This is a genomic window from Pseudomonas kilonensis, assembly GCF_001269885.1.
GTDB classification, from domain to species: Bacteria; Pseudomonadota; Gammaproteobacteria; order Pseudomonadales; family Pseudomonadaceae; genus Aquipseudomonas; species Aquipseudomonas kilonensis.
Genome location: NZ_LHVH01000024.1, coordinates 389469 through 410836 on the forward strand (window position 1 = coordinate 389469; position 21368 = coordinate 410836).

Genomic DNA, 21368 nt, shown 5'->3' on the forward strand with positions numbered 1-21368 from the left:
GCGCCTGTTTCGCGAGCAAGCCTTGCTCCCACAGAAATCCCCTCGCCACAGGTTTTGTGCAGGGCTGACTCGTTTTTAACTGACTGACATCGAGGGCCATCCTGCCGCCGTTTTTTTGCCCGCAGATTTCCAGAATATTGCCCGAGCGCAACTTTATTGCCGGATTGAAATATATGACGCAGGCCCTGGATTGACCCTAGTATTCCCCCTGTATTCATTACCCTGCGTGCCCACCGTGAGCCATTTACTACTGGTGGACGATGACCTCGAAGTCCTCGCCCTCTTGCGCAAGTTCCTCGAACAACATGGCTACAGCGTGGATGTGGCCGCCGACGGCAACGCGTTGTGGCAGGCGGTACAGCGGCGGGTGCCGGACCTGATCATCCTCGACGTCATGCTGCCGGGCGACAACGGCCTGGTGCTCTGCCAACGACTGCGGGCCGAGCACACGGTCGGCATCATCATGCTCACCGCCATGGGCGAATTGAGTGACCGCGTCGTCGGCCTGGAGCTGGGGGCGGACGATTACCTGACCAAGCCGTTCGACGCCCGGGAGCTGTTGGCCCGGGTGCGTGCCGTGCTGCGGCGCACCGGTGAAGCCAGGGACACGCTGAAGGACTCCTCCCGACCGATCCTGGAGTTCGAAAACTGGCAGCTGGACGTCACCCGGCGCGAACTGCGCTCACCGGACAAGGTCATGATCCCGCTGTCCGCCGGAGAGTTCGAATTGCTGCTGGTGTTCGCCGAACACTCGCGCCGGGTGCTGACCCGCCAGCAGTTGCTGGACCTGGCGCGCGGTGAAACCTTCGAGGCATTTGACCGCAGCATCGATGTCCAGGTCAGCCGCCTGCGGCGCAAGTTGGAGACCGACATCACGGGTACGTCGATGATCCGTACCGTGCGCAACAGCGGCTACCTGTTCAGCCCCCACGTGGTGAAGCGATGAAACCCTCGCGCTCGCGCGCTCAGCGCCCACGGGACACCGTAGCGCGCTGGATCGCCCTGACCACCATGATCGCCATGCTGACCTTGTTGGCCCTCAATGAGCTGTTCAGCCTGCTGGCCGGTGCCTGGGCGCGCCCTCCCCTGATGGAAACCGGCCTGATGGAAAAGGCCACCGCCATCACCCGCATCATTGACTCCGTCGCCCCCGAACAACGCCCCGCGATTGCCAAGGCCGCCAGCGACCAGGCATTCAACGCACAATGGTTACAGCGACGTGAAGAGGCGCGGTTGCCAGTGATCGACGACCCGGAGTTCATTGAGGGCTCGGTGTTGCTGCGCCAGCAATTGAGCCGGCCGGACGCCAGGATCGAAGCCTACGAACCGGGCGACTGGCCGGCCGATCAACCCGACGCACGCTACGCGGTGATCATCGAGTTAGCCGACCATTCGTGGGTGATCTTCTCTGTGCCCTCGCGCAGTTGGGGGCTGGAGGAATGGGCGCGCAACGGGATCATCATCGCCCTGATCCTGCTCTCGACGTTGATCGTCGCGCTGATCGCCACCCGGCACCTGGCCGCCCCGCTGGAACGTTTTGCCGAAGGCGCCCGGCGCTTCGGCGTCGACCACCAGGCGCCACCGATTCCGGTCATCGGCCCCCATGAAATCCGCCAGGCGATCCTCGCTTTCAATGCCATGCAGGCCCAGCTCAAGCATTTTCTACAGGACCGCACGCAGATGCTCGCCGCCATCTCCCATGACTTGCGCGCGCCGTTGACCCGCATGCGCTTGCGCGGGGAGTTCATCGAGGATGCCGAACAACAATCGCGCTTGTTCCGGGACGTGGACGAGATGCAGGCGATGGTCAATTCAGCCCTGGAATTCTTCCGCGACGATGCCCGGCTGGAACATGCCACCGCGTTCGACCTGGCCGAGTTGCTGCACACCATCGTCGATGACCTCAAGGACGCCGGTACCGAGGTCGCGTTTGAAGGTGCCCAACGCTTCGTGTATGTCGGCCGCCCCATCGGCATCAAGCGCGCCTTGGTCAACCTGATCGACAACGCAATCAAATATGGCGGCGCACCGACGGTTCGACTCGAGGCCGACGCCAATCGTGTGGACATTTGCATTCTGGACCGCGGACCCGGCATCGCCGCCCAACACCTTGAGCAGGTCTTCACGCCGTTCTTTCGCATCGAAGGCTCGCGCAACAAGCACACCGGCGGCGTCGGGCTGGGCCTGTCGGCGGCCCGGGCGACGGTGCTGGAGCATGGCGGGACGCTGACCCTGAGGAATCGACGGGCTGGCGGGTTGGAGGCCAGGGTCTCGCTGCCGCTTGACTGAAGCCTCGATGGTATCGATCAGCTCTAAACAATCAGCGCCTTCCTCGGTAGGATGTCCGGTTTTTCCGGCCTGGACCCTGTTCCGGGAAGGCGCTCTTGTTTGTATCGCCCCGCTCCAAGCCACCGCTCGCGCTCACGAAAAACAAGAATCGACGGAGCCAAACCAAGGAATTCACCGATGATTCTTATCATTTATGCACACCCCTACCCCGACAAATCGCGGGTCAACCAGCAGATGCTCAAGCGAGTGTCGACCAACCCGGACGTGGTCATACGTTCGCTCTACGCGCTTTACCCCAACTTCGATATCGACGTCGAGGCGGAACAGCGAGCGGTGGAACAAGCAGAACTTGTCGTCCTCCAGCACCCGATGTACTGGTACAGCACACCGCCCCTGCTGAAATTGTGGATCGATAAGGTGTTCACCCACGGCTGGGCCTACGGTAAAGGTGCCACAGCCCTCAAGAACAAGCGCCTGCTGTGGGCCGTCACCACGGGCGGCGATCAGGCGCATTTTGCGATCGCCGACTACCCCAATTTTGCGGCGCTGGCCCAACCTCTCCACGCCACGGCCATTTACTGCGGCATGCGCTGGCTGGAACCGGTGGTCGTGCATGGCGCCTATGCCGCCGACCCTGAGGCCCAACACGCACAAATCGAACACTATGGCGCTCGCCTGGCCGCCTGGAAGGAAGATTGAAATGGAGACGCACAGCCTGATTGAAATGCTGATCTACCTGGCCTCGGCGACGCTGATCGTACCGATTGCCGTTCGGTTTGGCCTGGGTCCGGTATTGGGTTACCTGCTAGCCGGGTGCATCATCGGCCCATGGGGGCTGAAGCTGATTACCGACGTAAAGGCCATTCTGGAATTTGCTGAAATCGGCGTGGTGCTGATGCTGTTCATCATCGGCCTTGAGCTGGACCCCAAACGGCTCTGGGCCCTGCGCAAGATGGTGTTCGGTGGTGGCGCCCTGCAGATGCTCGCCTGTGGCGCTGCCATTGGCTTGTTCTGCACGGCCCTTGGCCTGAACTGGACGGCAGCGCTGCTGGTCGGCCTGACCCTGAGCCTGTCCTCCACGGCCATCGCCATGCAGGCCATGAGCGAACGCAACCTGACCGCCACCGCCGTCGGCCGCAGCAGCTTTGCCGTGCTGCTGTTCCAGGACATCGCGGCGATTCCGCTGGTGGCGATGATTCCGTTGTTGTCGTCCCACGGCGACACGCCTTCGGGCACGGCGCTGTTGTTATCGATTGGCAAAATCGTCGCCGCCATCGCCATCGTCGTGCTGTTGGGACGCTACGTGACGCGACCGCTGCTGCGCTTCGCGGCACGCTCAGGCTTGCGCGAGATTTTCAGTGCCGTCGCACTTTTCCTGGTGTTCGGCTTCGGCTTTCTGCTGGAAGAGGCCGGTTTGTCGATGGCCATGGGCGCGTTCCTCGCCGGGGTGCTGCTCGCCAGCTCTGAATACCGCCATGCCCTGGAAAGCGACATTGAACCGTTCAAAGGCCTACTGTTGGGTCTGTTCTTCATCGGTGTCGGCATGTCGATCGATTTCGGCACCCTGATCAACGCACCACTGAAAGTCGTCACCCTGACCCTGGGTTTCATCCTGATCAAGCTGCTGGTGATCAAGATGGCGGGCCGGTTCCTCAACGTCCCCGCCGGCCAGCGCTCCTGGCAGGCGGTGTTGCTGGGCCAGGGCAGCGAGTTCGCCTTCGTGGTGTTTGGTGCGGCGACCGTGGCCGGCATCTTGACCGATCAATGGGGCAAGAGCCTGACCCTGGCGGTGGCCTTGTCCATGTGCCTGACGCCTTTGCTGATCGTGTTGCTGGATCGGTTCGAGTCCGTTGCCAAGAAAAACAAACGCGAATCCGACCTCGTCGACCAGCAGAATCCACGGGTGATCATCGCCGGGTTCGGGCGTTTCGGGCAGATCGCCGGACGTCTGTTGATGTCTTGCGGCGTCGAGGTGGTGGTATTGGATCACGACCCTGACAACATCGAGACGCTGCGCAAATTCGGCGTGAAAGTCTTTTATGGCGATGCCACGCGCCTCGATCTGCTGCACGCAGCCGGCGCGGCCCAAGCGGTGGTGCTGATCAATGCGATCGACGATCGGGAAGACAACCTGACGCTGACCCGGCTGGCCCAGGAGCACTTCCCCGCGTTGCAGTTGATCGTGCGGGCGCGGGACATGGGGCACCTGATCACCCTTCGGCAGATGGGCGTGGAGGCGGCTGAGCGGGAAACCTTCGAGAGTGCGCTGTCATTGGGTCGCAGTGCGCTGGAGCACATGGGCGTGGGGGCTTACGAAGCGCGCGAGCGGGCAGACCAGTTCCGCCGGCTGAACCTCAAGATGCTGGAGGAAATCGTCGCCCAGCCGGAAGATGACCTCAAGTTCCGCCACGATGCCTACCGGCGCGCCAATGCGCTGCTCACGGACATGTTCAACGAAGACCGTGCCCGCCCCGTCGACAACTGGCAGGAACACCATCGCAATGAAACCGACAAGACGCCGAGTTGACCCGCGTCACACACGCCCGAACTTGCGCCGGTACGCCACCGGCGTCAGCCCGGTCAGCGCCTTGAACATGCGCTGCAAGTTGGAGCTGCTGCTGAAACCCAGCTCGGCGCCGATGCTGGCGAGGGGCAGCGTCGTCAACGTCAGGCGTTCGCTGACCTGGCTCAACTTGATGCGCCGGGCGTAGGCCGCGACGGTCTGACCCGTTTCACGGCTGACCTTGCGCGCCAAGGTGCGCTCGGACACCGCCAGCTCGCTTGCCAGGGCCTGGACGGTGATCCGCTCGGCCGGCATCTGTTCGATCAACCCATGCAACTGCCGCAACCATCCGCTGGGTTGCTCGATCAGCGCGGTGCCCTGGAACGCCGCATGGGGAATGGCCGGGCGCGGCAGCACCATGAGCCGCGTGATATCGCGCAGTACGTCGCTGCTGACGCTGCGTTCGATGAGTTTTTCGGCGATGGGCAGGTAGCCGTTCACCCCAGACGCGGTCGCCGTGCGCTCGTTGAACACGCAGTTCTGCTCGCTTTGCCAATGGACGTTTCGATACTGCTGCTGCATCGCCTGCGCCAGCCACCAAGTCACCGTCGCGCCCTGCCCGTCCAATCGGCCGGCGGCGGCCAGCAGGCAGACACCGGTGCAATAGGACCAGAGCTGAAGCGATCGGGCATGCTTGGACAGCGCGCTCACGAGGATTGTCTGTTCAGCCAGCAGCGCATTCACCTGCTCGGCCGACTCGGCCCAGAAACCGGGAACCAGGACGGCGTCCAACCCGGCGCTGCCCAACGCCGCTTCCGCCTGCAGGGTCACGCCATGGGCACACACCACCGGCCCGGCCTGCAACGCGATGTAGCGGGCCTCGAACAGCGCCCGCCCTCTTCTGCGGTTGGCGGCATGCAGCAGATCGGCGAACGCGAACAGGCCGGCGGGCATGCAGCCGGGAAACAGGAGCAAACCGATGCGAAGTTTGTTGGTCATGGCCTGAAACGAATCAAAGATGTCAGATCCGGCCATTATGCACACCGGACCGAGTCGGCACCATGAAGCGCTCGCTCAACAGGAACGCCCCATGAACATCCAGCAGATCCGTAACGCCACGATCATTCTTGAATTCGGCCCGTATCGCGTGCTCGTCGACCCGATGCTGGCTGGCCAGGGCACGCTGCCGCCGCTTCGCCTGTTTGGTGCCACGCAACGCAATCCGCTGGTGGCGCTTCCGGCCTCGACAGCGCAGGCCCTCGAGACCGTCACCCATTGCTTGATCACCCACTGCCAGAAAGGCCACTTCGACCATCTGGATCGCGCAGCCAAGCAGTGGCTGAGGGAAAAACAGATCCCGGTCATCTGCACACCCCATGACGCGCCCTATCTCAACAAGCGTGGCTTGAATGTCCAGGCGCTCGCCCAGGCCCATGACCAACCCAGCCCATTCCTGGGCGGCACTATTCGCACCGTCCGGTGCACCCACGGGCTGGGCCTGGTGGGCAAGTTGATGGAGCATGGCGTCGGCTACCTGATCGAGCTGCCCGGCGAACCGAGCGTCTACCTCACCGGCGATACCGTGCTCACCCCCACCGTGTGCGAATTCGTCTTGCGACACCAGCCACAGGTCAGCGTGGTTCCGGCAGGCGGGGCACGGTTCGATCTCGGCGGCGACATCATCATGGGCATCGACGAGACGCTGGAATTCACCCGTTTGGCTCGCGGGACCGTGGTGGCCAATCACCTGGAAGCGATCAACCACTGCCCGACGACACGCAAAGCCCTTGCCGCAGCCGCCGTGAAGGCCGGTGTCGCAGGCCGGTTGTTGATACCGGAAGATGGCGAGACGTTGGTCTTTCGGGCGAGCATTCCTCGGCCAGCCCGAGTATGACGCCCGAGCCAGGGCAAGCCCTGGCTGCCTGACGCCATCGTGAGCAAGCGCGCTCCCAAAGGAATGCAGGAACGCCGCAACAATGGACGGTAAACTGCGGCGGTCCTTTTTCTTTTCCAGCATGAGGCTTTGCATGAGCAACCCAGACATTACGTTTATTCCAGATCCGGATGCGGACTCCATTTCCTCCGACGTCGCCGGCTTCGGCGGCCTGCTGGTTTCCACGCAGATCCCCACCCGCGCCGACGGCAGCCTGGAACTGGGTGACATCACGCTGCAGAGCGAATGCACGCTGCAAGCCCTCAAGACCGCCCTGGAAGGCGCCGGCAGCTCCATGGACCGGGTCCTGCACCTGACCATCTACCTGACCGACATGGCTGACCGCGCCGCTTTCAACGAGGTCTACAAACGTTTCTTCGCCAAGCCTTGGCCGGTTCGCGCCGCCGTGGGCGTGGCCGCGCTGGCGGTTGAAGGGATGAAGGTGGAAGTGACGGCGATGGCGGCGAAGGGTTGAACTGACCAAGCTCCAACAGGTACGACTCCTTTGTGGCGAGGGGATTTATCCCCGCTGGACTGCGCAGCAGTCCCAATGTCTGCCAACTCGGTGTGTCAGCTTGATCACTACCTGCCTTTTTTGGGGCTGCTTCGCAGCCCAGCGGGGATAAATCCCCTCGCCACAAGGTGTGTTCTTAACCCTATTTCCAGTGCAAACAGGCTTGTGTTTATCCAGATGTAGGAGCATTCGGGATCGGGCTACGTTGTCTTGCGCCGTTGCCTACAACTGCGCCAGAATCCGCCGGCTTGTGCGCCTTGGGCCAGGGCTCTATCGTTTCCGGGTCGCTGATTGAATCAGCGATCGGGTTTGGTAGCCCGGCTTTTGACTTGTCGCATAGCCCTTGTCATACAGTCCATTTCGGAACTGTTTTATGGCGGTCATGCGCAGGGCGTCTTCGGACGCGCCGGTTCTCCAAGTCACCGGTCTACCAACCCGCGTATGGCCGCCACCCTTCGTTTGGTAGCGAGAGTGATGGCTCCATTTTTCGATTTGGAGATTCAACCATGTTCAAACCAACACCCAACCCACCGGACACCGATCCAGCCAACTCAAAAGCGTTCGACAAAGCCGCCGACCGCATCCTCGATCACTACCTCAAGCCCAAACCCAACAAACCCGAGGCCGATCCAGGCCAGCTCTTCACCGTCGCCCATGGCGTCGACACCGAAACCCTGCTCGCCAACCTCAGCGAAACCCTGGCCTCGGCCAATGCCATGGTCAGTGACCTGGCGTTCGACCAGGAAGGTCCCAGGCGCCACATTATCCTGGGTATCCAGCAACTGATCGAGCTGGGCGCATTGCTGGCGAACCGCGCGCTGGATAACGTCGAAGCACGCTAGCCCTCATCACAAAAGGCCTGTATTTGATCGTTCCCACGCTCTGCGTGGGAATGCATCCCGTGACGCTCTGCGTCACATCCCAGAAGCGGAACGCGGAGCGTCCCTGGCGGCATTCCCACGCGGAGCGTGGGGACGATCGACTGGAGTATGCCTGGCTATTCCCTGGACAATCCGCTCCCCCAATCCCCGCCTATACTTCTTTGCCAATCCCCCCGGGGCCTGCACTTCCAACAATAAAAAGCAGAGGTGGAACATGGTCTGGCAACAAGTCTACGATCCCTTCGGTAATACGGTGCTGTCGACGCTCCTGGCGGCGGTTCCGGTGGTGGTGATGCTGGCGTCCCTCGCGTTCTTTCATGTCAAGGCGCATCTGGCGGCGCTGTATGCCCTGGCCTCGGCGTTGCTCATTGCGATTTTCGCCTTCGGCATGCCCGCCGGCATGGCCGGGTCTGCGGCGCTTTATGGCGCCGCCAACGGGTTGCTGCCCATTGGCTGGATTGTCCTCAACATCATTTTCCTGCACCGGCTGACCACCGAGAACGGCTCATTCAAGGTCCTGCAGGACTCCCTCGCGCGCATCACCGATGACCGACGCCTGCAATTGCTGCTGATCGCCTTTTGCTTCGGTGCGTTCTTCGAAGGCGCGGCGGGCTTCGGCACGCCAGTGGCGGTGACCGGCGCGATCCTGATCGGGCTCGGGTTTTCGCCCCTGGCCGCCTCGGGCCTGGCGCTGATCGCCAACACCGCGCCCGTGGCGTTCGGTGCCCTGGGCACGCCCATCATCACCCTGGCCAAAGTCACCGGGCTGGATGAGATGGAGCTGTCGATGATGGTCGGGCGGCAGTTGCCGTTTTTTTCGGTGCTGGTGCCGTTCTGGTTGATCTGGGCCTTCGCCGGGTGGCGCAAGATGCTGGAGGTCTGGCCGGCCATCCTGGTGGCCGGTGTCAGCTTCGCCATCCCGCAGTTCCTGGTGTCGAACTACCATGGGCCAATGCTGGTGGACGTGATTGCCGCGCTGATCTCCATGGCTTGCCTCGCCGGGTTCCTCAAAGTCTGGAAGCCGGCCACGGTGCACACTTCGGCGGCGCTGTCGGGCCGGCACGATGACTCGAAAATCGAAGCGAGCGAGCAACAGCAACCGGTCGCAAGCGGCGCTTTCGCCAGCGACAACCGCCCCGCCGTGCTACGGGCCTGGATGCCATGGATCATCCTCACGGTATTCGTGTTCGCCTGGGGCACCCAGGGCTTCAAGAACATTTTCGACACCCGCCCGGCCATCGACCCGCAGACCCAATCGGCCAAGCTCGACCCCCAGGGCAAACCGATGCGCGAGGCCAACCCGATCTTCTCGCCCTTGCTGACCTTCGGCACCATCCACCAGCAGATCGAAAAAGTCCCGCCCGTGGTGCCCCAGCCTAAAACCGAGGAAGCGGTCTACAAGTTCAACTGGTTCACCGCCACCGGCAGCGGCATCTTCCTGGCGGCGATTCTCGGTGGCTTGCTGATGGGCTATTCCATCCCGCAACTGCTGCATCACTACCTGCGAACGCTCTGGGTGGTGCGCTACTCGCTGATCACCATCGTGGCGATGTTGGCCCTGGGGTTTCTCACGCGCTACTCAGGCCTGGACGCGACCATGGGCCTGGCCTTCGCCGCCACGGGCATTTTCTACCCCATGTTCGGCACCCTGCTGGGCTGGCTCGGCGTGGCCCTGACCGGCTCGGACACGGCCTCCAACGTGCTGTTCGGCGGCTTGCAACGGGTGACAGCGGAGCAGTTGGGGCTCAGCCCTGTGCTGATGGCGGCGGCCAACAGTTCCGGCGGGGTCATGGGCAAGATGGTCGACGCCCAGTCGATCGTGGTCGCCTCCACCGCGACCCGTTGGTACGGTCACGAAGGCGAGATCCTGCGCTACGTGTTTTTCCACTCGGTGGTGCTGGCGATTCTGGTGGGCGGGCTGGTGACGTTGCAGGCGTATGTGGCGCCGTTCACGCATATGGTCGTCGGCGGACATTGATAGATAGGGACGTGAGGATGTGCTTTTGTGGCGAGGGAGCTTGCTCCCGCTCGGTTGCGCAGCAACCGCAAAAAACGGGGCCGCTGCGCGCCCCAGCGGGAGCAAGCTCCCTCGCCACAGGTGAACGCCTTCAAAACAGATTGGCGCACCTACCTTGAAAGCACGTTTACTGAACGCTTTTCAGCTTGACCACATCACCGGACACCGAGGTGGTGTAGCCGGTCAGGACCCAAGCCCAGAACCAGTTTTCCTGGACTTGGGTGTTGATCATGGCGTCGCCGCCCTTGGCCTTGATCGCTGCGGTCTGGGCACGCACGAAACGGTTGTTCTGGCGGATCGGGATCAGGCCAAACAGCAGCAGGCCGGTGGCCTTGGCTTCACTGTGGCCGACAACGGTGTATTGGCTGCTGTCGTATTGCTGGGTTTTCATCGCGGTACCGGTGCAACCCGCCAGGGCCAGGCCGAACAGTGCGCAGGCGACAACTTTGCTGATGTGGTTCATTGAATACTCCATGAGAAAACGCCCGGGATCCGTCTCTCGGGCGGCGCGTACTCTAACCGATCAGCAACAAATTGACACACGATAATCCGCCCAATTCAGCGCCTGGAAGGCTCATCGCAGAGCCATCCGTCAGTTGCATCTCCAGCGAAGCAGGCCTTCGTCGATAACATGAAAACTGCGCCACGGAAGGCAGTTCTTGCCTTGACGGCCGATAGGTAACGGCCGGCCCCGTTGGAGGGTTTTATCATGATTGACCTGACTGTCTGGAACATTACCCTGCCCGTGCAAACGCCGGCGCAGGTCGTGGCGACCAAAGCCATGCCGACCCTGAAAAACAAGTATTTCGACAACAACGGCCAGCGGATCGTCTTCTGGGCGCCGGTCACGGGCTCCCATACCGGTAAAAGCGAGTACCCGCGCTCGGAACTGCGGGAAACCGGCAAAGACGGCAAGTTGCGCAACTGGCGCTACAACAGCGGCACCAACACCCTCAAGGGCGAGCTGTCGGTGAACCAGGTGCCTTCCGAAGGCCGCGTGGTGGTGGCGCAGATTCACGCCAAGGATGCGCCGACACCCTTGTTGAAACTGGTGTACCGCTACGAAAAGGGCACCGGCAATATCGACGTGGAATATCGAGTCAAGCCCAAGGACAAAAAGAGCCCGGTGATCTACACCGTGCCCAAGGTACCCTTGAACAAATCCTTCTCGTACACGCTGCAAATGGACAAGCAAGGCCAGCTCTCGGTGCTGATCGGCAACGGTGGCAAACAGGTGAAGCTGGACAAGTCCTGGCAAGGCTACGATTTCTATTTCAAGGCCGGCGTCTACACCTTGGACAACAAAGGCTATTCCAATGAAGGCGGGAAAGTGACCTACACCAAACTGAGCGTCAGTCACAAATGACTGACGCCCAGCCCTGCTTCAGGCCTTTGACGGCGCAACAAGCGCCTGCTGGCCACGGAAGGTAAACAGGAAGCAGACCAACACCAGCAGCGCGAATCCGGCCGGGAACAGCCAGATGCTCTGCCAGTCATGACCGCCGGCCACGACAAAGTGATCGGTCACCTGCCCCGCCACCCAGAAGCCGATCAGCATGCCCACACCGTAGGTCGCCAGGGTAATCAGGCCCTGGGCCGAGCTGCGAAAGCGTTCCGGTGCCTTGGCGTCGGTGTAGATCTGCCCCGAGACAAAAAAGAAGTCGTAGCAGATACCGTGCAAGGCAATGCCGGTGAACAGCATGAACGCCAGGTCGCCGTTATTGCCGTAGGCGAACAACACATAGCGCAGCGCCCACGCCAACATGCCCACCAACAGCGCCAGCTTGATGCCGAAGCGCTGGATGAACAGCGGCAACAGCAGCATGAACAACACTTCGGACACCTGCCCGATGGCCATCTTCGCCGTGGGGTTGGTCATCCCGGTTTCGGCCAGGAACGGGTTGGCATTCTGGTAATAGAACGCCAAGGGAATGCAGATCAGGATCGAGGCGATGAAGAACACCAGGTAGCTGCGATCCTTCAACAGACCCAACGCGTCCAGCCCCAGCAGTTGCCTTACACCACCTGTGCCGGCCTGCTCCTTGAGCGGTGCCGTGGCCGGCAGCGTAAAGCTGTAGAGCCCCAGGACCAGGGACGCGACGGCCGCCATCAGGAAGGTATTGCGCAAACCGCCTGCCGAGATCGCTTCGCGCGAATCCCAGGCGAACACAAAACTGATCACCACGCCAGCGACGATCCAGCCAATGGTGCCCCACACCCGGATGCGCGAGAACTCCAGCGCCGGGTCGCGCATTTGCCGGAACGCCACGGAATTGACCAGGGCCAGCGTCGGCATGTAGACCACCATGTACGCCAGCACGTACGGGTAGAACACGCTGAAATCCGCCGCCGAATACAGCTGATACAGCAACACCGCGCCGAGCAGGTGCAACACTGCCAGGATCCGTTCGGCATTGAAGTAGCGGTCGGCGATCAGGCCAACGACAAACGGCGCAATGATCGCCCCCCACGATTGCGTGGAAAACGCCATGCCGATCTGCCCGCCGCTGGCGCCCAGCGTGCTGGAAAGAAAAGTCCCCAGGGTGACGAACCAGCCACCCCAGATAAAGAATTGCAGGAACATCATCACGCTGAGGCGTGCGTTCATCGTGGTCATGACAGTCACCGTTTTATTGTTGTTCTTGTGAAAAAAACTCACCGCTTTTGTTACAAAAGGACCTCAACTGTGGGAGCAAGGCTTGCCCGCGATGGCCACGCCGCGGTCTAACCCTTGAACCGCGTTTTCGTTCATCGCGGGCAAGCCTTGCTCCCACAATGGGTTTCCTTGCCATTGGGTTTTGGCCACAGGTTTTTGGGTTGAGCCGGCTACCTCAACAGGCCCAACAACCGCCGATTGGAGTCTTCATCCGCCGTGACACTGGCGAAGTCATCGAACGCCTTGCCAGTCTTGCTGATCATGTGCCGCTGGATGAACGCCGCCCCTTCCGCCGCACCCTGTTGCGAATCCTTCAGGCAGCACTCCCATTCCAAAACCGCCCAACCGCTGAAATCGTATTGGGTCAGCTTGCTGAAGATCGATTTGAAATCGATCTGGCCATCGCCCAACGAACGGAACCGCCCGGGCCGATCGACCCAGCCCTGGTAACCGCCGTACACCCCGGAGCGGGCATCGGGGCGGAACTCGGCGTCCTTGACGTGAAACATGCGAATGCGCGCGTGGTAGCGGTCGATGAAGCCCAGGTAGTCCATCTGTTGCAGCAGCAGATGGCTGGGGTCGTAGAGAATCGCCGCCCGTGGGTGATGATCGACCGCCTCCAGGAACTGTTCGAACGAGGCCCCATCGTGGAGGTCTTCGCCGGGGTGGATTTCGTAGCACAGGTCCACACCCGCTGCATCGAAGCAGTCAAGAATCGGCAACCAGCGCCGGGCCAGCTCGGCGAAACCTTGCTCCACCAGGCCCGCCGGGCGCTGCGGCCACGGGTAGAGATACGGCCACAGCAGCGCGCCGGAAAACGTCGCATGGGCCTTGAGACCCAGCCGCTGGCTGGCGCGGGCGGCCAGCTTGAGTTGCTCGATCGCCCATTCGGTCCGCGCCTGGGGCTGGCCGCGCAGATGGACCGGGGCGAAGTCGTCGAACAGCGCGTCGAACGCCGGGTGTACCGCCACCAACTGGCCTTGCAGGTGCGTCGATAACTCGCTGATCTCGACACCGGCCTGGGCACAAGTGGCCTTGAGTTCATCGCAATAATCCTGGCTCTCGGCGGCCCTAGCCAGGTCTATGTATTGCGTGCCCGATGTTGGCAGTTGAATGGCTTTGTAGCCTTGCGAAGCCGCCCACTGGGCGATGTTGGCCAGGGTGTCGAACGGTGCTTCGGCGGACATGAACTGCGCCAGGAAAATGCCTGGGCCGCGCAGGCCGCTCGGTGGTGTGTCGAGGGTATTCACAGCAGGGATGCTCCGGTTTGCACGGTGGTCCACTTCGCGTCGCCACGGTGGTTGAGGAGGACGGCCTCGATGAATGCCATGCCCCGCAAGCCGGTCTCGATGCCGGGCACGCCTGGGGCGTCAGGGCCTTCGACATGGCTGCGAATGGCCTGGGCGAAATCGCCGTAGAGGTTGGCCATGGCCTCCAGGTAGCCTTCGGGATGCCCAGCCGGCAGGCGCATGCGCCGGGTCGCCGCCGCGCACAGCCACGGCTGGCCGACACCACTGCGCAGGATCCGCAGGGGTTGGTCAAAGGCGCGATGGATCAGGCTCGCCGGCTCTTCCTGGCGCCACTCCAAGGCGCCCTTGTCACCGTAGACGCGAATCTTCAGCGGGTTCTCTTCGCCGGTGCAGACCTGGCTCGCGATCAACACGCCGCTGGCACCGCCCGCCATCTTGAACAGCATCGCGGCGTCGTCATCCAATTGCCGGCCCGGGATGTGCGTACCCAAGGCGGCGCATAGCTGTTGGATAGGCTGGTCCGCGACGAACTCGGCCAGGGAAAACGCGTGGGTGCCAATGTCGCCGATGCAACCGCCCAGGCCGGACTGGCCGGGGTCGTCGCGCCACTCGGCCTGTTTATTGCCCTGGGCGGCGACATCCTGGCTGAGCCAGCCTTGGGGGTACTCGACCAGTACTTTGCGCACCTGGCCGATCACGCCCGAGCGCACCATGTCCCGGGCCTGCCACACCATGGGATAACCCAGGTAGGTGTGGGCCAGGCCGTAGAGGCAACGGCTGCCTTGCAGCACTTCCCTGAGGGCCAGCAACTCATTGAGGTCGAGCGCGGCGGGTTTCTCGCTGAACACATGGAACCCGGCTTTCAAGGCCTGGCTGGCAATGGGTGCATGAAGATGATTGGGCGTGACGATCACCAGCAATTCCATACGCTGATCAAGCGGCAGCAGCGCTTCGCTGTCGAGCATCTGCTGCCAGTCGTGGTAGCAACGGGACCCGGCCAGGCCCAGGGCCGCGCCGGTCTGCCGAGTGTTGTGCGGGTCGCGGCTGAAGGCGCCACAGACCAGTTCGAAACCACCGTCCAGACCCGCGGCCTGACGATGGGCCTGGCCGATGAAGGCGCCCTCTCCACCGCCGACGAAGCCCATTCTTATTTTCGGTGCTACAGGATTCATCGCGATTCTCTTCCTGTCAGGATGATGATGTAACCGGTTACATCATGGCGGAAATCTAGGCTCAGTTTTCCTGCGTGTCAAACCCGATGAGGCCATGCATGAACATTTGTGAGGCGCCCAACCTGCGGTAAGCTCCCCAACCGTAGCCCCTGCCCCCTGAGGTGATTTTGTCCAACATTCGTGAAGTGGCCCGGCTGGCCGGTGTTTCGGTGGCCACGGTGTCCAGAACCCTGAAATCGCCCGAACGGGTGCTTCCCGAGACGCGGGACAAGGTCAACGCGGCAGTGGAACAGGCCGGCTATCGGCCCAACCTGATGGCGGTGCAATTTCGCTCCCGGCGCACCGGCAACCTGGTGATCCTGGTGCCGGCCATCGCCAATACGTTTTTCGCCCGGGTGATCAGCGGCGCGCAGCAAGCCGCGCAGGCAGCGGGTTATCGATTGCTGCTGTGCGACACCCAGGGCCGCGCGCAGATCGAGCGGGAATTCGCCGCCCTGGTCTACGCCCACCAGGCCGACGGGGTGATCCAGTTGCGCGCCAGCGATCCTTTCGAATCGATGCCCGCAGGCGCTGAAAGCCTGCCGCTGGTCAACGCCTGCGAAGTGGTCAAGCACGCCCCCTACCCGACCATCAGCCTCGACAACCGCGCCGCCGCCCAGGCCATGACCGAGCATCTGATCGGCCTCGGCCATCGCCGCATCGGCATCATCAAGGGGCCACGCAGCAGCCCGTTGACCCTGGACCGCGTGGCCGGCTACCAGGATGCCCTGAACCAGGCCGGTATCGCCGTCGACCCAAGCCTGATCTGCCATGGCGACTTCACCTTGAAGGCCGGCGACGATGGCGCCGGCGCGATGCTGGAGCAAGCCGACCGTCCCAGCGCGCTGTTCTGTGAAAACGACGAGATGGCCATCGGCGCGCTCAGGCGCATCAAGCAGATGGGCCTGCGGGTGCCCGAGGATATTTCCCTGGTGGGTTTTGACGACATCCCGTTCGCCGCCTATTGCGACCCGCCCCTGACCACCATTTCGCAGCCTGCCGAAGCGTTTGGGCAAAAAGCGGTGGAGATGCTGATTGCCTTGATCGAGAAAAAGCCGATTGCCGAGCGGCATGTGGTGTTGCCGTTTGAGTTGACGGTGCGTGGCAGTACGGCGCCCCTTGCATAACCAGGAACCTGTGGCGAGGGGATTTATCCCCGTTGGGCCGCGAAGCGGACCTGAAACCTGATGCTCCGGTGTGTCAATTTGATTGGGTTGTTCATTAATGGGGCCGCTTCGCGGCCCAGCGGGGATAAATCCCCTCGCCACAAAACCTCCTGACCACGGCTTTACTCGCCATCACCCGCGTTTGAACTACAGTGGAAGAACTCTGCATAAAGCCATAACAAGACGGAGAGGTCCCCCCATGCGAGTCAACAAGCGCTTCACCCTCCTGGCCGCCGCGGCCGCCTTGGCGGTTACCACCGCGGCCCAGGCTGCCCCGGTGTATATCAACATCCTGACGGGAGGCACCAGCGGCGTTTATTACCCTATCGGGGTGGGGCTTTCACAGATCTACAGCAACGGCATCCAGGACGCCAAGACATCGGTGCAAGCCACCAAGGCCTCGGTGGAAAACCTGAACCTGCTGCAAGCCGGGCGCGGGGAGCTGGCCCTGGCCCTGGGCGACTCGGTGGCGGACGCCAAGAACGGCGTGGAAGACGCCGGTTTCAAGGCGCCGCTGACCAAGCTGCGTGCCATCGCCGGCGCCTACCCCAATTACATCCAGATCGTCGCCAGCCAGGAGTCCGGCATCAAGACCCTGGCCGACCTCAAGGGCAAGACCGTTTCCGTTGGCGCGGCGAAGTCCGGCACCGAACTCAATGCCCGGGCCATCTTCAAGGCTGCGGGGCTGACCTACCAGGACATGAAGGTCCAGTACTTGCCGTTCGCCGAATCGGTGGACTTGATCAAGAACCGCCAACTGGACGCCACGCTTCAATCCTCAGGCCTGGGCATGGCGGCCATTCGCGACCTGGCCTCGACCATGGCGTTGAACTACGTATCGGTGCCCACCGATGTGGTGGAGAAAATCGCCAACCCGGCGTACCAGAACGCAATGATCCCGGCCAATACCTACGACGGCCAGACCGACGCCGTACCCACCGTGGCCATCACCAACATCCTGGTCACCCGCGAAGATGTCCCGGATGAGGTGGCCTACCAAATGACCAAGCTGCTGTTCGAGAACCTCACCCGCCTGGGCACCTCCCATTCGGCGGCCAAGGACATCACCCTGAAGAACGCCGCGAAAAACCTGCCAATCGCGCTCCACCCCGGCGCCGAGCGCTACTACAAGGAAGTGGGCGCGCTGTAGCCCGATACGGTCAACGGCGCTCGCCGTCGTTGGCCGTCGTGTTTTCGCCCCTTGGATGTGAACAGAAGGCAGGCACCTCATGAGTGAAGACCAGCACGGCATCGCCACGGACCCGCGGGACTGGCCCAAGACACTGTTTTACGTGGCCTTGTTGTTTTCAGTGTTTCAGATCGTCACCGCCGCGTTTTCTCCGGTTTCCAGCATCGTGCTGCGGGCGGTGCATGTCGGCTTCCTGCTGTGGGTGGTGTTCCTCAGCTACCCGGCCTATGGCAAGCAGCGACCCTGGCAACCCTTGGCCTGGGTCTTGAGCCTGGGGGGCGTGGCGACGGCCGTCTATCAGTGGGTGTTCGAGGCCGACCTGATCCAGCGCTCTGGCGACCTGACCACCGCCGACATGATCATCGGCGTGATCCTGATTGTGCTGGTGTTCGAAGCCGCACGACGGGTGATGGGCATCGCCCTGCCGATCATTTGCGGCGTATTCCTGGCCTATGGCCTGTTCGGCGAATATCTGCCAGGCGACTTGGCCCATCGCGGCTATGGCGTCGATCAAATCATCAACCAACTGTCGTTCGGCACCGAAGGGCTGTATGGCACACCCACCTACGTGTCGGCCACGTATATCTTCCTGTTCATCCTGTTCGGCGCCTTCCTGGAAAAGGCCGGCATGATCAAGCTGTTCACCGATTTCGCCATGGGCCTGTTCGGCCACAAACTGGGCGGGCCGGCGAAAGTAGCCGTGGTGTCATCGGCGCTGATGGGCACCATCACCGGCTCGGGCATCGCCAACGTGGTCACCACCGGGCAATTCACCATCCCGTTGATGAAGCGCTTCGGCTACAAGGCGGCGTTTGCCGGCGGTGTGGAAGCCACGTCCAGCATGGGCAGCCAGATCATGCCGCCAGTGATGGGCGCGGTAGCGTTCATCATGGCCGAAACCATCAATGTGCCGTTCGTTGAAATCGCCAAGGCCGCATTGATACCCGCGTGCCTGTACTTCGGCTCGGTGTTCTGGATGGTTCACCTGGAAGCCAAGCGCTCCGACCTCAAGGGCTTGCCCAAGGACCAGTGCCCCAGCGCCTGGGGTGCGGTCAAGGAGAGCTGGTTCCTGCTGATCCCGCTCGGGGTGTTGGTCTACCTGTTGTTTTCCGGACGCACACCGCTGTTTTCCGGCATGGTCGGCCTGGCGCTGACGGCCATCGTGATTCTCGGCTCGGCGATCATTCTCAAGGTCTCGAACTACGCGTTGCGCTGTGCCTTCTGGATCGCGCTGGGGCTGCTGTGCGTCGGTTTTTTCCGACTGGGCATCGGTGTCGTGTTTGCGGTGATCGGCGTGTTGGTGGTGGCCTGCTGGTTCATGCAAGGCACGCGGGAAACCCTCGTCATCTGCCTGCATGCCCTGGTGGATGGCGCGCGTCACGCCGTTCCGGTGGGGATCGCCTGCGCCTTGGTGGGCAGCATCATCGCGGTGGTCTCGCTGACCGGCGTGGCCTCCACTTTTGCCGGCTACATCCTCGCCATCGGCCGGGACAACCTGTTGCTGTCACTGATCCTTACCATGCTCACCTGCCTGGTACTGGGCATGGGCATCCCGACCATTCCCAACTACATCATCACCAGCTCCATCGCCGCACCGGCCCTGCTGGAACTGGGCGTGCCGCTGATCGTGTCGCACATGTTCGTGTTCTATTTCGGCATCCTCGCCGACCTGACGCCACCAGTGGCACTGGCGTGTTTCGCCGCAGCGCCCATTGCCCGGGAAAGTGGCCTGAAGATCAGCTTCTGGGCGGTACGCATCGCCCTCGCCGGCTTCGTCATTCCGTTCATGACGGTCTATAACCCGGCACTGATGCTCCAGGGCGACAACCTGTGGATGACCGCGTACATGCTGATCAAGACGTTGTTGGCCGTCGGGCTTTGGGGGATGGCATCCACCGGTTACCTGCAACAGAAAATGCCGATTTGGGAACGCCTGCTGTGCTTTGCCGCTGGCGCGTTGCTGGTGGTAGCCCTGCCATTGACCGACGAGATTGGCTTCGTACTGGGTGGGTTGCTGATTTTCCAGCACGTCTGGCGCTCGCGACGTGCCGGGCGGGCCTTGGCGTGATCGGTTTGTGCCTGGGCCTGTCCGGCGTGGTCTGGGCCCAGCTTCCCGTTGCCGACTTCACGCTGGCATGGAACCACACCATCGAAAAGATCCGCTGGGAGGAAGACTATCGCGTCAGCGAACAGGGCCTGGTGCTGGGTGAAGCCAGGGTCAAGGGCAATGGCGCGGGCATGGAGATTCCCGACAATGCCCGGCTGGAAAATGGCAGCTGGCACTATCAACGCCAGGTGCCGCCCCTGCAACCGCTGAAACTGGGGCGCACGCCGCAGGCTGGCGATTATCAGTTGTGTTTCGATGGCGGTTGTCGGGCGATGAGCCATTGGCTGGGGCCGCCGACAGAGGGCCAGCCGACCGTGGAGCTGTGGAGTTGCGAACAATCCTGAACCCATCAGAGGATACCCCACTGAACACACCCTTGTGACTAGGCCGTGGGAGCAAGGCTTGCCCGCGATACAGGCGACTCGATTTCTGAAAGACCGCATCGCCTGTATCGCGAGCGAGCTTTGCTCCCACAGTATCCTCGCCACAATGGAGAACCGTTCACTCAGGCAAACGTCGCCCCCCGTGTATTCACGAACAGCGAATACAACGAGTGGCTGCCGGCCATGAACAACCGATTGCCTTCCCGGCCGCCGAAGCAGACGTTGGGGCAGCGCTCCGGCAGGGAGATGTGCCCGATGGCCTTGCCTTCAGGGTTGAACACCCGCACGCCATCGAGTTTTTCCAGGTCGGCCTTGGGGTCGCCATTGCCACCCCAACCGCACCAGAGGTTGCCGCTTTCATCGCATTTGATCCCATCGATCGCCGCGTAATCCAGGCCTTCGATGTGCTTGCGCCGCTCGCCCAGCGTGCCGTCATCCTTGACCGTGATCGCCCAGATCAAGCGGTTGGGCTTGGCCCGGCCTTCGACCACGTAGAGAGTTTTTTCGTCCGGAGAAAAACACAGCCCGTTCGGCCCCGCCAGGTCATCGATCACCCGAGTGACCTTGCCGTTTTCACCGTCGATGCGATACACCGCGTGGGGCTGGACAGGCGTCACTTTGTGCCCTTCGTAGTTGTTGCCGGTCTGGAACGGTGGGTCGGTGAACCAGACCGAACCATCGCGCTTGCACACGATGTCATTGGGCGAGTTGAAAGGCTTGCCCTCGAAACTGTCCGCCAGCACGGTGAGGGTGCCGTTGTGCTCGGTGCGGGTGATGCGTCGGCCTTCACTGGCGGTGGTGGAGCCTTCGCACACCAGCAACCGGCCCTGGCGATCGCGGCACATGCCGTTGGAGAAATTGGAATTTTCGCGGTACACCGACAGGCTGCCGGTGATTTCATCCCAGCGCACGATACGGTTGTTGGGAATGTCACTGACCAGCAGGTAACGACCGTCACCGACCCACACCGGCCCTTCCGCCCAACGCAGGCCCGTGGCGAGCTTCTCCACGCTGGCGTTGAAGATGCGCAAGTCCATGAAGCTGGGGTCAAGGATATTGATCAGCGGGTCCGGGTAACGCTGGCTCAAGGGTTCGGCCTGGGCAAGACCCGGCAGGTTGCCAAGGGCAGCGGCAGCGGCCGAGACCACCAGGGATTTTTTCAGGAAAACCCGGCGGCCCTGATCGGCGGCGGTTGCAGATTGCGAAGCATCCATCGTGCGTCTCCGTTAATTATTATTGGACGGGACGACAGTTTTACTCTGTGATAAG

19 protein-coding genes are annotated in these 21368 nt (G+C 62.1%); 13 read left to right on the plus strand and 6 right to left on the minus strand.

Annotated elements, in window-relative coordinates; all coding sequences use genetic code 11:
* Nucleotides 1-235 precede the first annotated feature (235 nt).
* The 4 genes from AD662_RS18060 (at nucleotide 236) to kefC (ending at nucleotide 4816) form a co-directional block, all read left to right on the plus strand.
* A complete protein-coding gene (locus tag AD662_RS18060; protein WP_024617406.1) occupies nucleotides 236-946 on the plus strand; it encodes a response regulator in 711 nt (236 codons plus the stop codon).
* Entirely contained in the window at nucleotides 943-2289 is a 1347-nt protein-coding gene (locus tag AD662_RS18065) for an ATP-binding protein (RefSeq protein WP_053189305.1), read from the plus strand. Before AD662_RS18060 ends, AD662_RS18065 begins: the two co-directional genes overlap by 4 nt.
* 177 nt (nucleotides 2290-2466) lie before the next feature.
* Nucleotides 2467-2988 carry a glutathione-regulated potassium-efflux system oxidoreductase KefF gene (gene kefF / locus AD662_RS18070; protein WP_053189307.1) on the plus strand — a complete coding sequence of 174 codons (522 nt, stop codon included), beginning with the start codon at nucleotides 2467-2469 and terminating at the stop codon, nucleotides 2986-2988.
* Between the two features lies 1 nt (nucleotide 2989).
* A complete protein-coding gene (gene kefC, locus AD662_RS18075; protein ID WP_053177734.1) occupies nucleotides 2990-4816 on the plus strand; it encodes a glutathione-regulated potassium-efflux system protein KefC in 1827 nt (608 codons plus the stop codon).
* A 6-nt stretch (nucleotides 4817-4822) separates the two neighbouring features.
* Here kefC and AD662_RS18080 read toward each other — a convergent pair whose 3' ends face one another.
* Nucleotides 4823-5791 carry a GlxA family transcriptional regulator gene (locus AD662_RS18080; RefSeq protein ID WP_053189505.1) on the minus strand — a complete coding sequence of 323 codons (969 nt, stop codon included), beginning with the start codon at nucleotides 5789-5791 and terminating at the stop codon, nucleotides 4823-4825.
* A gap of 91 nt (nucleotides 5792-5882) precedes the next feature.
* On the opposite strand from AD662_RS18080, the gene AD662_RS18085 reads away from it, so the two are divergent.
* From AD662_RS18085 to AD662_RS18100, 4 genes are all read left to right on the plus strand, one after another.
* Complete coding sequence (locus tag AD662_RS18085; protein ID WP_053189309.1) at nucleotides 5883-6686, plus strand: MBL fold metallo-hydrolase; 804 nt, start codon at nucleotides 5883-5885, stop codon at nucleotides 6684-6686.
* A 133-nt stretch (nucleotides 6687-6819) separates the two neighbouring features.
* Nucleotides 6820-7200, plus strand: a complete 381-nt coding sequence (locus AD662_RS18090) for a RidA family protein (protein ID WP_053189311.1) — start codon at nucleotides 6820-6822, stop codon at nucleotides 7198-7200.
* 545 nt (nucleotides 7201-7745) lie between these two features.
* The gene (locus tag AD662_RS18095) at nucleotides 7746-8081 is read left to right on the plus strand and encodes a DUF6124 family protein (protein ID WP_053189313.1); all 336 of its coding nucleotides are present in this window, start codon (nucleotides 7746-7748) and stop codon (nucleotides 8079-8081) included.
* A gap of 253 nt (nucleotides 8082-8334) precedes the next feature.
* A complete protein-coding gene (locus AD662_RS18100; protein ID WP_018611608.1) occupies nucleotides 8335-10098 on the plus strand; it encodes an L-lactate permease in 1764 nt (587 codons plus the stop codon).
* 166 nt (nucleotides 10099-10264) lie between these two features.
* On the opposite strand, the gene AD662_RS18105 is transcribed toward AD662_RS18100, so the two are convergent.
* Nucleotides 10265-10600 (minus strand): hypothetical protein, encoded by a 336-nt coding sequence (locus AD662_RS18105; protein WP_018611607.1) that lies wholly within the window; start codon nucleotides 10598-10600, stop codon nucleotides 10265-10267.
* A gap of 246 nt (nucleotides 10601-10846) precedes the next feature.
* On the opposite strand from AD662_RS18105, the gene AD662_RS18110 reads away from it, so the two are divergent.
* A complete protein-coding gene (locus AD662_RS18110; protein WP_053177746.1) occupies nucleotides 10847-11503 on the plus strand; it encodes a polysaccharide lyase family 7 protein in 657 nt (218 codons plus the stop codon).
* A gap of 18 nt (nucleotides 11504-11521) precedes the next feature.
* Here the strand turns inward: AD662_RS18110 and AD662_RS18115 are convergent, their stop codons facing one another.
* The 3 genes from AD662_RS18115 to AD662_RS18125 all read right to left on the minus strand — a co-directional run bounded on the left by AD662_RS18115 (nucleotide 11522) and on the right by AD662_RS18125 (nucleotide 15215).
* Nucleotides 11522-12754, minus strand: coding sequence for a nucleoside permease (locus AD662_RS18115; RefSeq protein WP_053177748.1), 1233 nt, complete (start codon nucleotides 12752-12754; stop codon nucleotides 11522-11524).
* Between the two features lie 209 nt (nucleotides 12755-12963).
* The gene (locus AD662_RS18120) at nucleotides 12964-14043 is read right to left on the minus strand and encodes a sugar phosphate isomerase/epimerase family protein (RefSeq protein ID WP_053189315.1); all 1080 of its coding nucleotides are present in this window, start codon (nucleotides 14041-14043) and stop codon (nucleotides 12964-12966) included.
* The gene (locus tag AD662_RS18125; protein WP_053189317.1) at nucleotides 14040-15215 is read right to left on the minus strand and encodes a Gfo/Idh/MocA family protein; all 1176 of its coding nucleotides are present in this window, start codon (nucleotides 15213-15215) and stop codon (nucleotides 14040-14042) included. Before AD662_RS18125 ends, AD662_RS18120 begins: the two co-directional genes overlap by 4 nt.
* A 167-nt stretch (nucleotides 15216-15382) precedes the next feature.
* Between AD662_RS18125 and AD662_RS18130 the strand changes: the two genes are divergently transcribed.
* The 4 genes from AD662_RS18130 to AD662_RS18145 all read left to right on the plus strand — a co-directional run bounded on the left by AD662_RS18130 (nucleotide 15383) and on the right by AD662_RS18145 (nucleotide 20060).
* On the plus strand, nucleotides 15383-16381 hold the full coding sequence (locus AD662_RS18130) for a LacI family DNA-binding transcriptional regulator (RefSeq protein ID WP_018611602.1): 999 nt from the start codon (nucleotides 15383-15385) through the stop codon (nucleotides 16379-16381).
* 238 nt (nucleotides 16382-16619) lie between these two features.
* Nucleotides 16620-17570, plus strand: coding sequence for a TAXI family TRAP transporter solute-binding subunit (locus AD662_RS18135; protein ID WP_053177752.1), 951 nt, complete (start codon nucleotides 16620-16622; stop codon nucleotides 17568-17570).
* A 79-nt stretch (nucleotides 17571-17649) separates the two neighbouring features.
* The gene (locus tag AD662_RS18140; protein ID WP_018611600.1) at nucleotides 17650-19677 is read left to right on the plus strand and encodes a TRAP transporter permease; all 2028 of its coding nucleotides are present in this window, start codon (nucleotides 17650-17652) and stop codon (nucleotides 19675-19677) included.
* Complete coding sequence (locus tag AD662_RS18145) at nucleotides 19674-20060, plus strand: DUF1850 domain-containing protein (RefSeq protein WP_053177754.1); 387 nt, start codon at nucleotides 19674-19676, stop codon at nucleotides 20058-20060. Before AD662_RS18140 ends, AD662_RS18145 begins: the two co-directional genes overlap by 4 nt.
* Nucleotides 20061-20221: 161 nt before the next feature.
* On the opposite strand, the gene AD662_RS18150 is transcribed toward AD662_RS18145, so the two are convergent.
* Nucleotides 20222-21313, minus strand: coding sequence for an SMP-30/gluconolactonase/LRE family protein (locus tag AD662_RS18150; protein ID WP_018611598.1), 1092 nt, complete (start codon nucleotides 21311-21313; stop codon nucleotides 20222-20224).
* Nucleotides 21314-21368 lie beyond the last annotated feature (55 nt).

Bases quoted from the DNA above. Each gene is read 5' to 3' on its own strand.
- AD662_RS18140 (WP_018611600.1), top strand. From the start codon at position 17,650: ATGAGTGAAGACCAGCACGGCATCGCCACGGACCCGCGGGACTGGCCC.
- AD662_RS18065 (WP_053189305.1), top strand. From the start codon at position 943: ATGAAACCCTCGCGCTCGCGCGCTCAGCGCCCACGGGACACCGTAGCG.
- AD662_RS18150 (WP_018611598.1), bottom strand. From the start codon at position 21,313: ATGGATGCTTCGCAATCTGCAACCGCCGCCGATCAGGGCCGCCGGGTT.
- AD662_RS18110 (WP_053177746.1), top strand. From the start codon at position 10,847: ATGATTGACCTGACTGTCTGGAACATTACCCTGCCCGTGCAAACGCCG.
- AD662_RS18105 (WP_018611607.1), bottom strand. From the start codon at position 10,600: ATGAACCACATCAGCAAAGTTGTCGCCTGCGCACTGTTCGGCCTGGCC.
- kefF (WP_053189307.1), top strand. From the start codon at position 2,467: ATGATTCTTATCATTTATGCACACCCCTACCCCGACAAATCGCGGGTC.
- AD662_RS18090 (WP_053189311.1), top strand. From the start codon at position 6,820: ATGAGCAACCCAGACATTACGTTTATTCCAGATCCGGATGCGGACTCC.
- kefC (WP_053177734.1), top strand. From the start codon at position 2,990: ATGGAGACGCACAGCCTGATTGAAATGCTGATCTACCTGGCCTCGGCG.
- AD662_RS18125 (WP_053189317.1), bottom strand. From the start codon at position 15,215: ATGAATCCTGTAGCACCGAAAATAAGAATGGGCTTCGTCGGCGGTGGA.
- AD662_RS18080 (WP_053189505.1), bottom strand. From the start codon at position 5,791: ATGACCAACAAACTTCGCATCGGTTTGCTCCTGTTTCCCGGCTGCATG.
- AD662_RS18095 (WP_053189313.1), top strand. From the start codon at position 7,746: ATGTTCAAACCAACACCCAACCCACCGGACACCGATCCAGCCAACTCA.
- AD662_RS18100 (WP_018611608.1), top strand. From the start codon at position 8,335: ATGGTCTGGCAACAAGTCTACGATCCCTTCGGTAATACGGTGCTGTCG.
- AD662_RS18115 (WP_053177748.1), bottom strand. From the start codon at position 12,754: ATGACCACGATGAACGCACGCCTCAGCGTGATGATGTTCCTGCAATTC.
- AD662_RS18085 (WP_053189309.1), top strand. From the start codon at position 5,883: ATGAACATCCAGCAGATCCGTAACGCCACGATCATTCTTGAATTCGGC.
- AD662_RS18135 (WP_053177752.1), top strand. From the start codon at position 16,620: ATGCGAGTCAACAAGCGCTTCACCCTCCTGGCCGCCGCGGCCGCCTTG.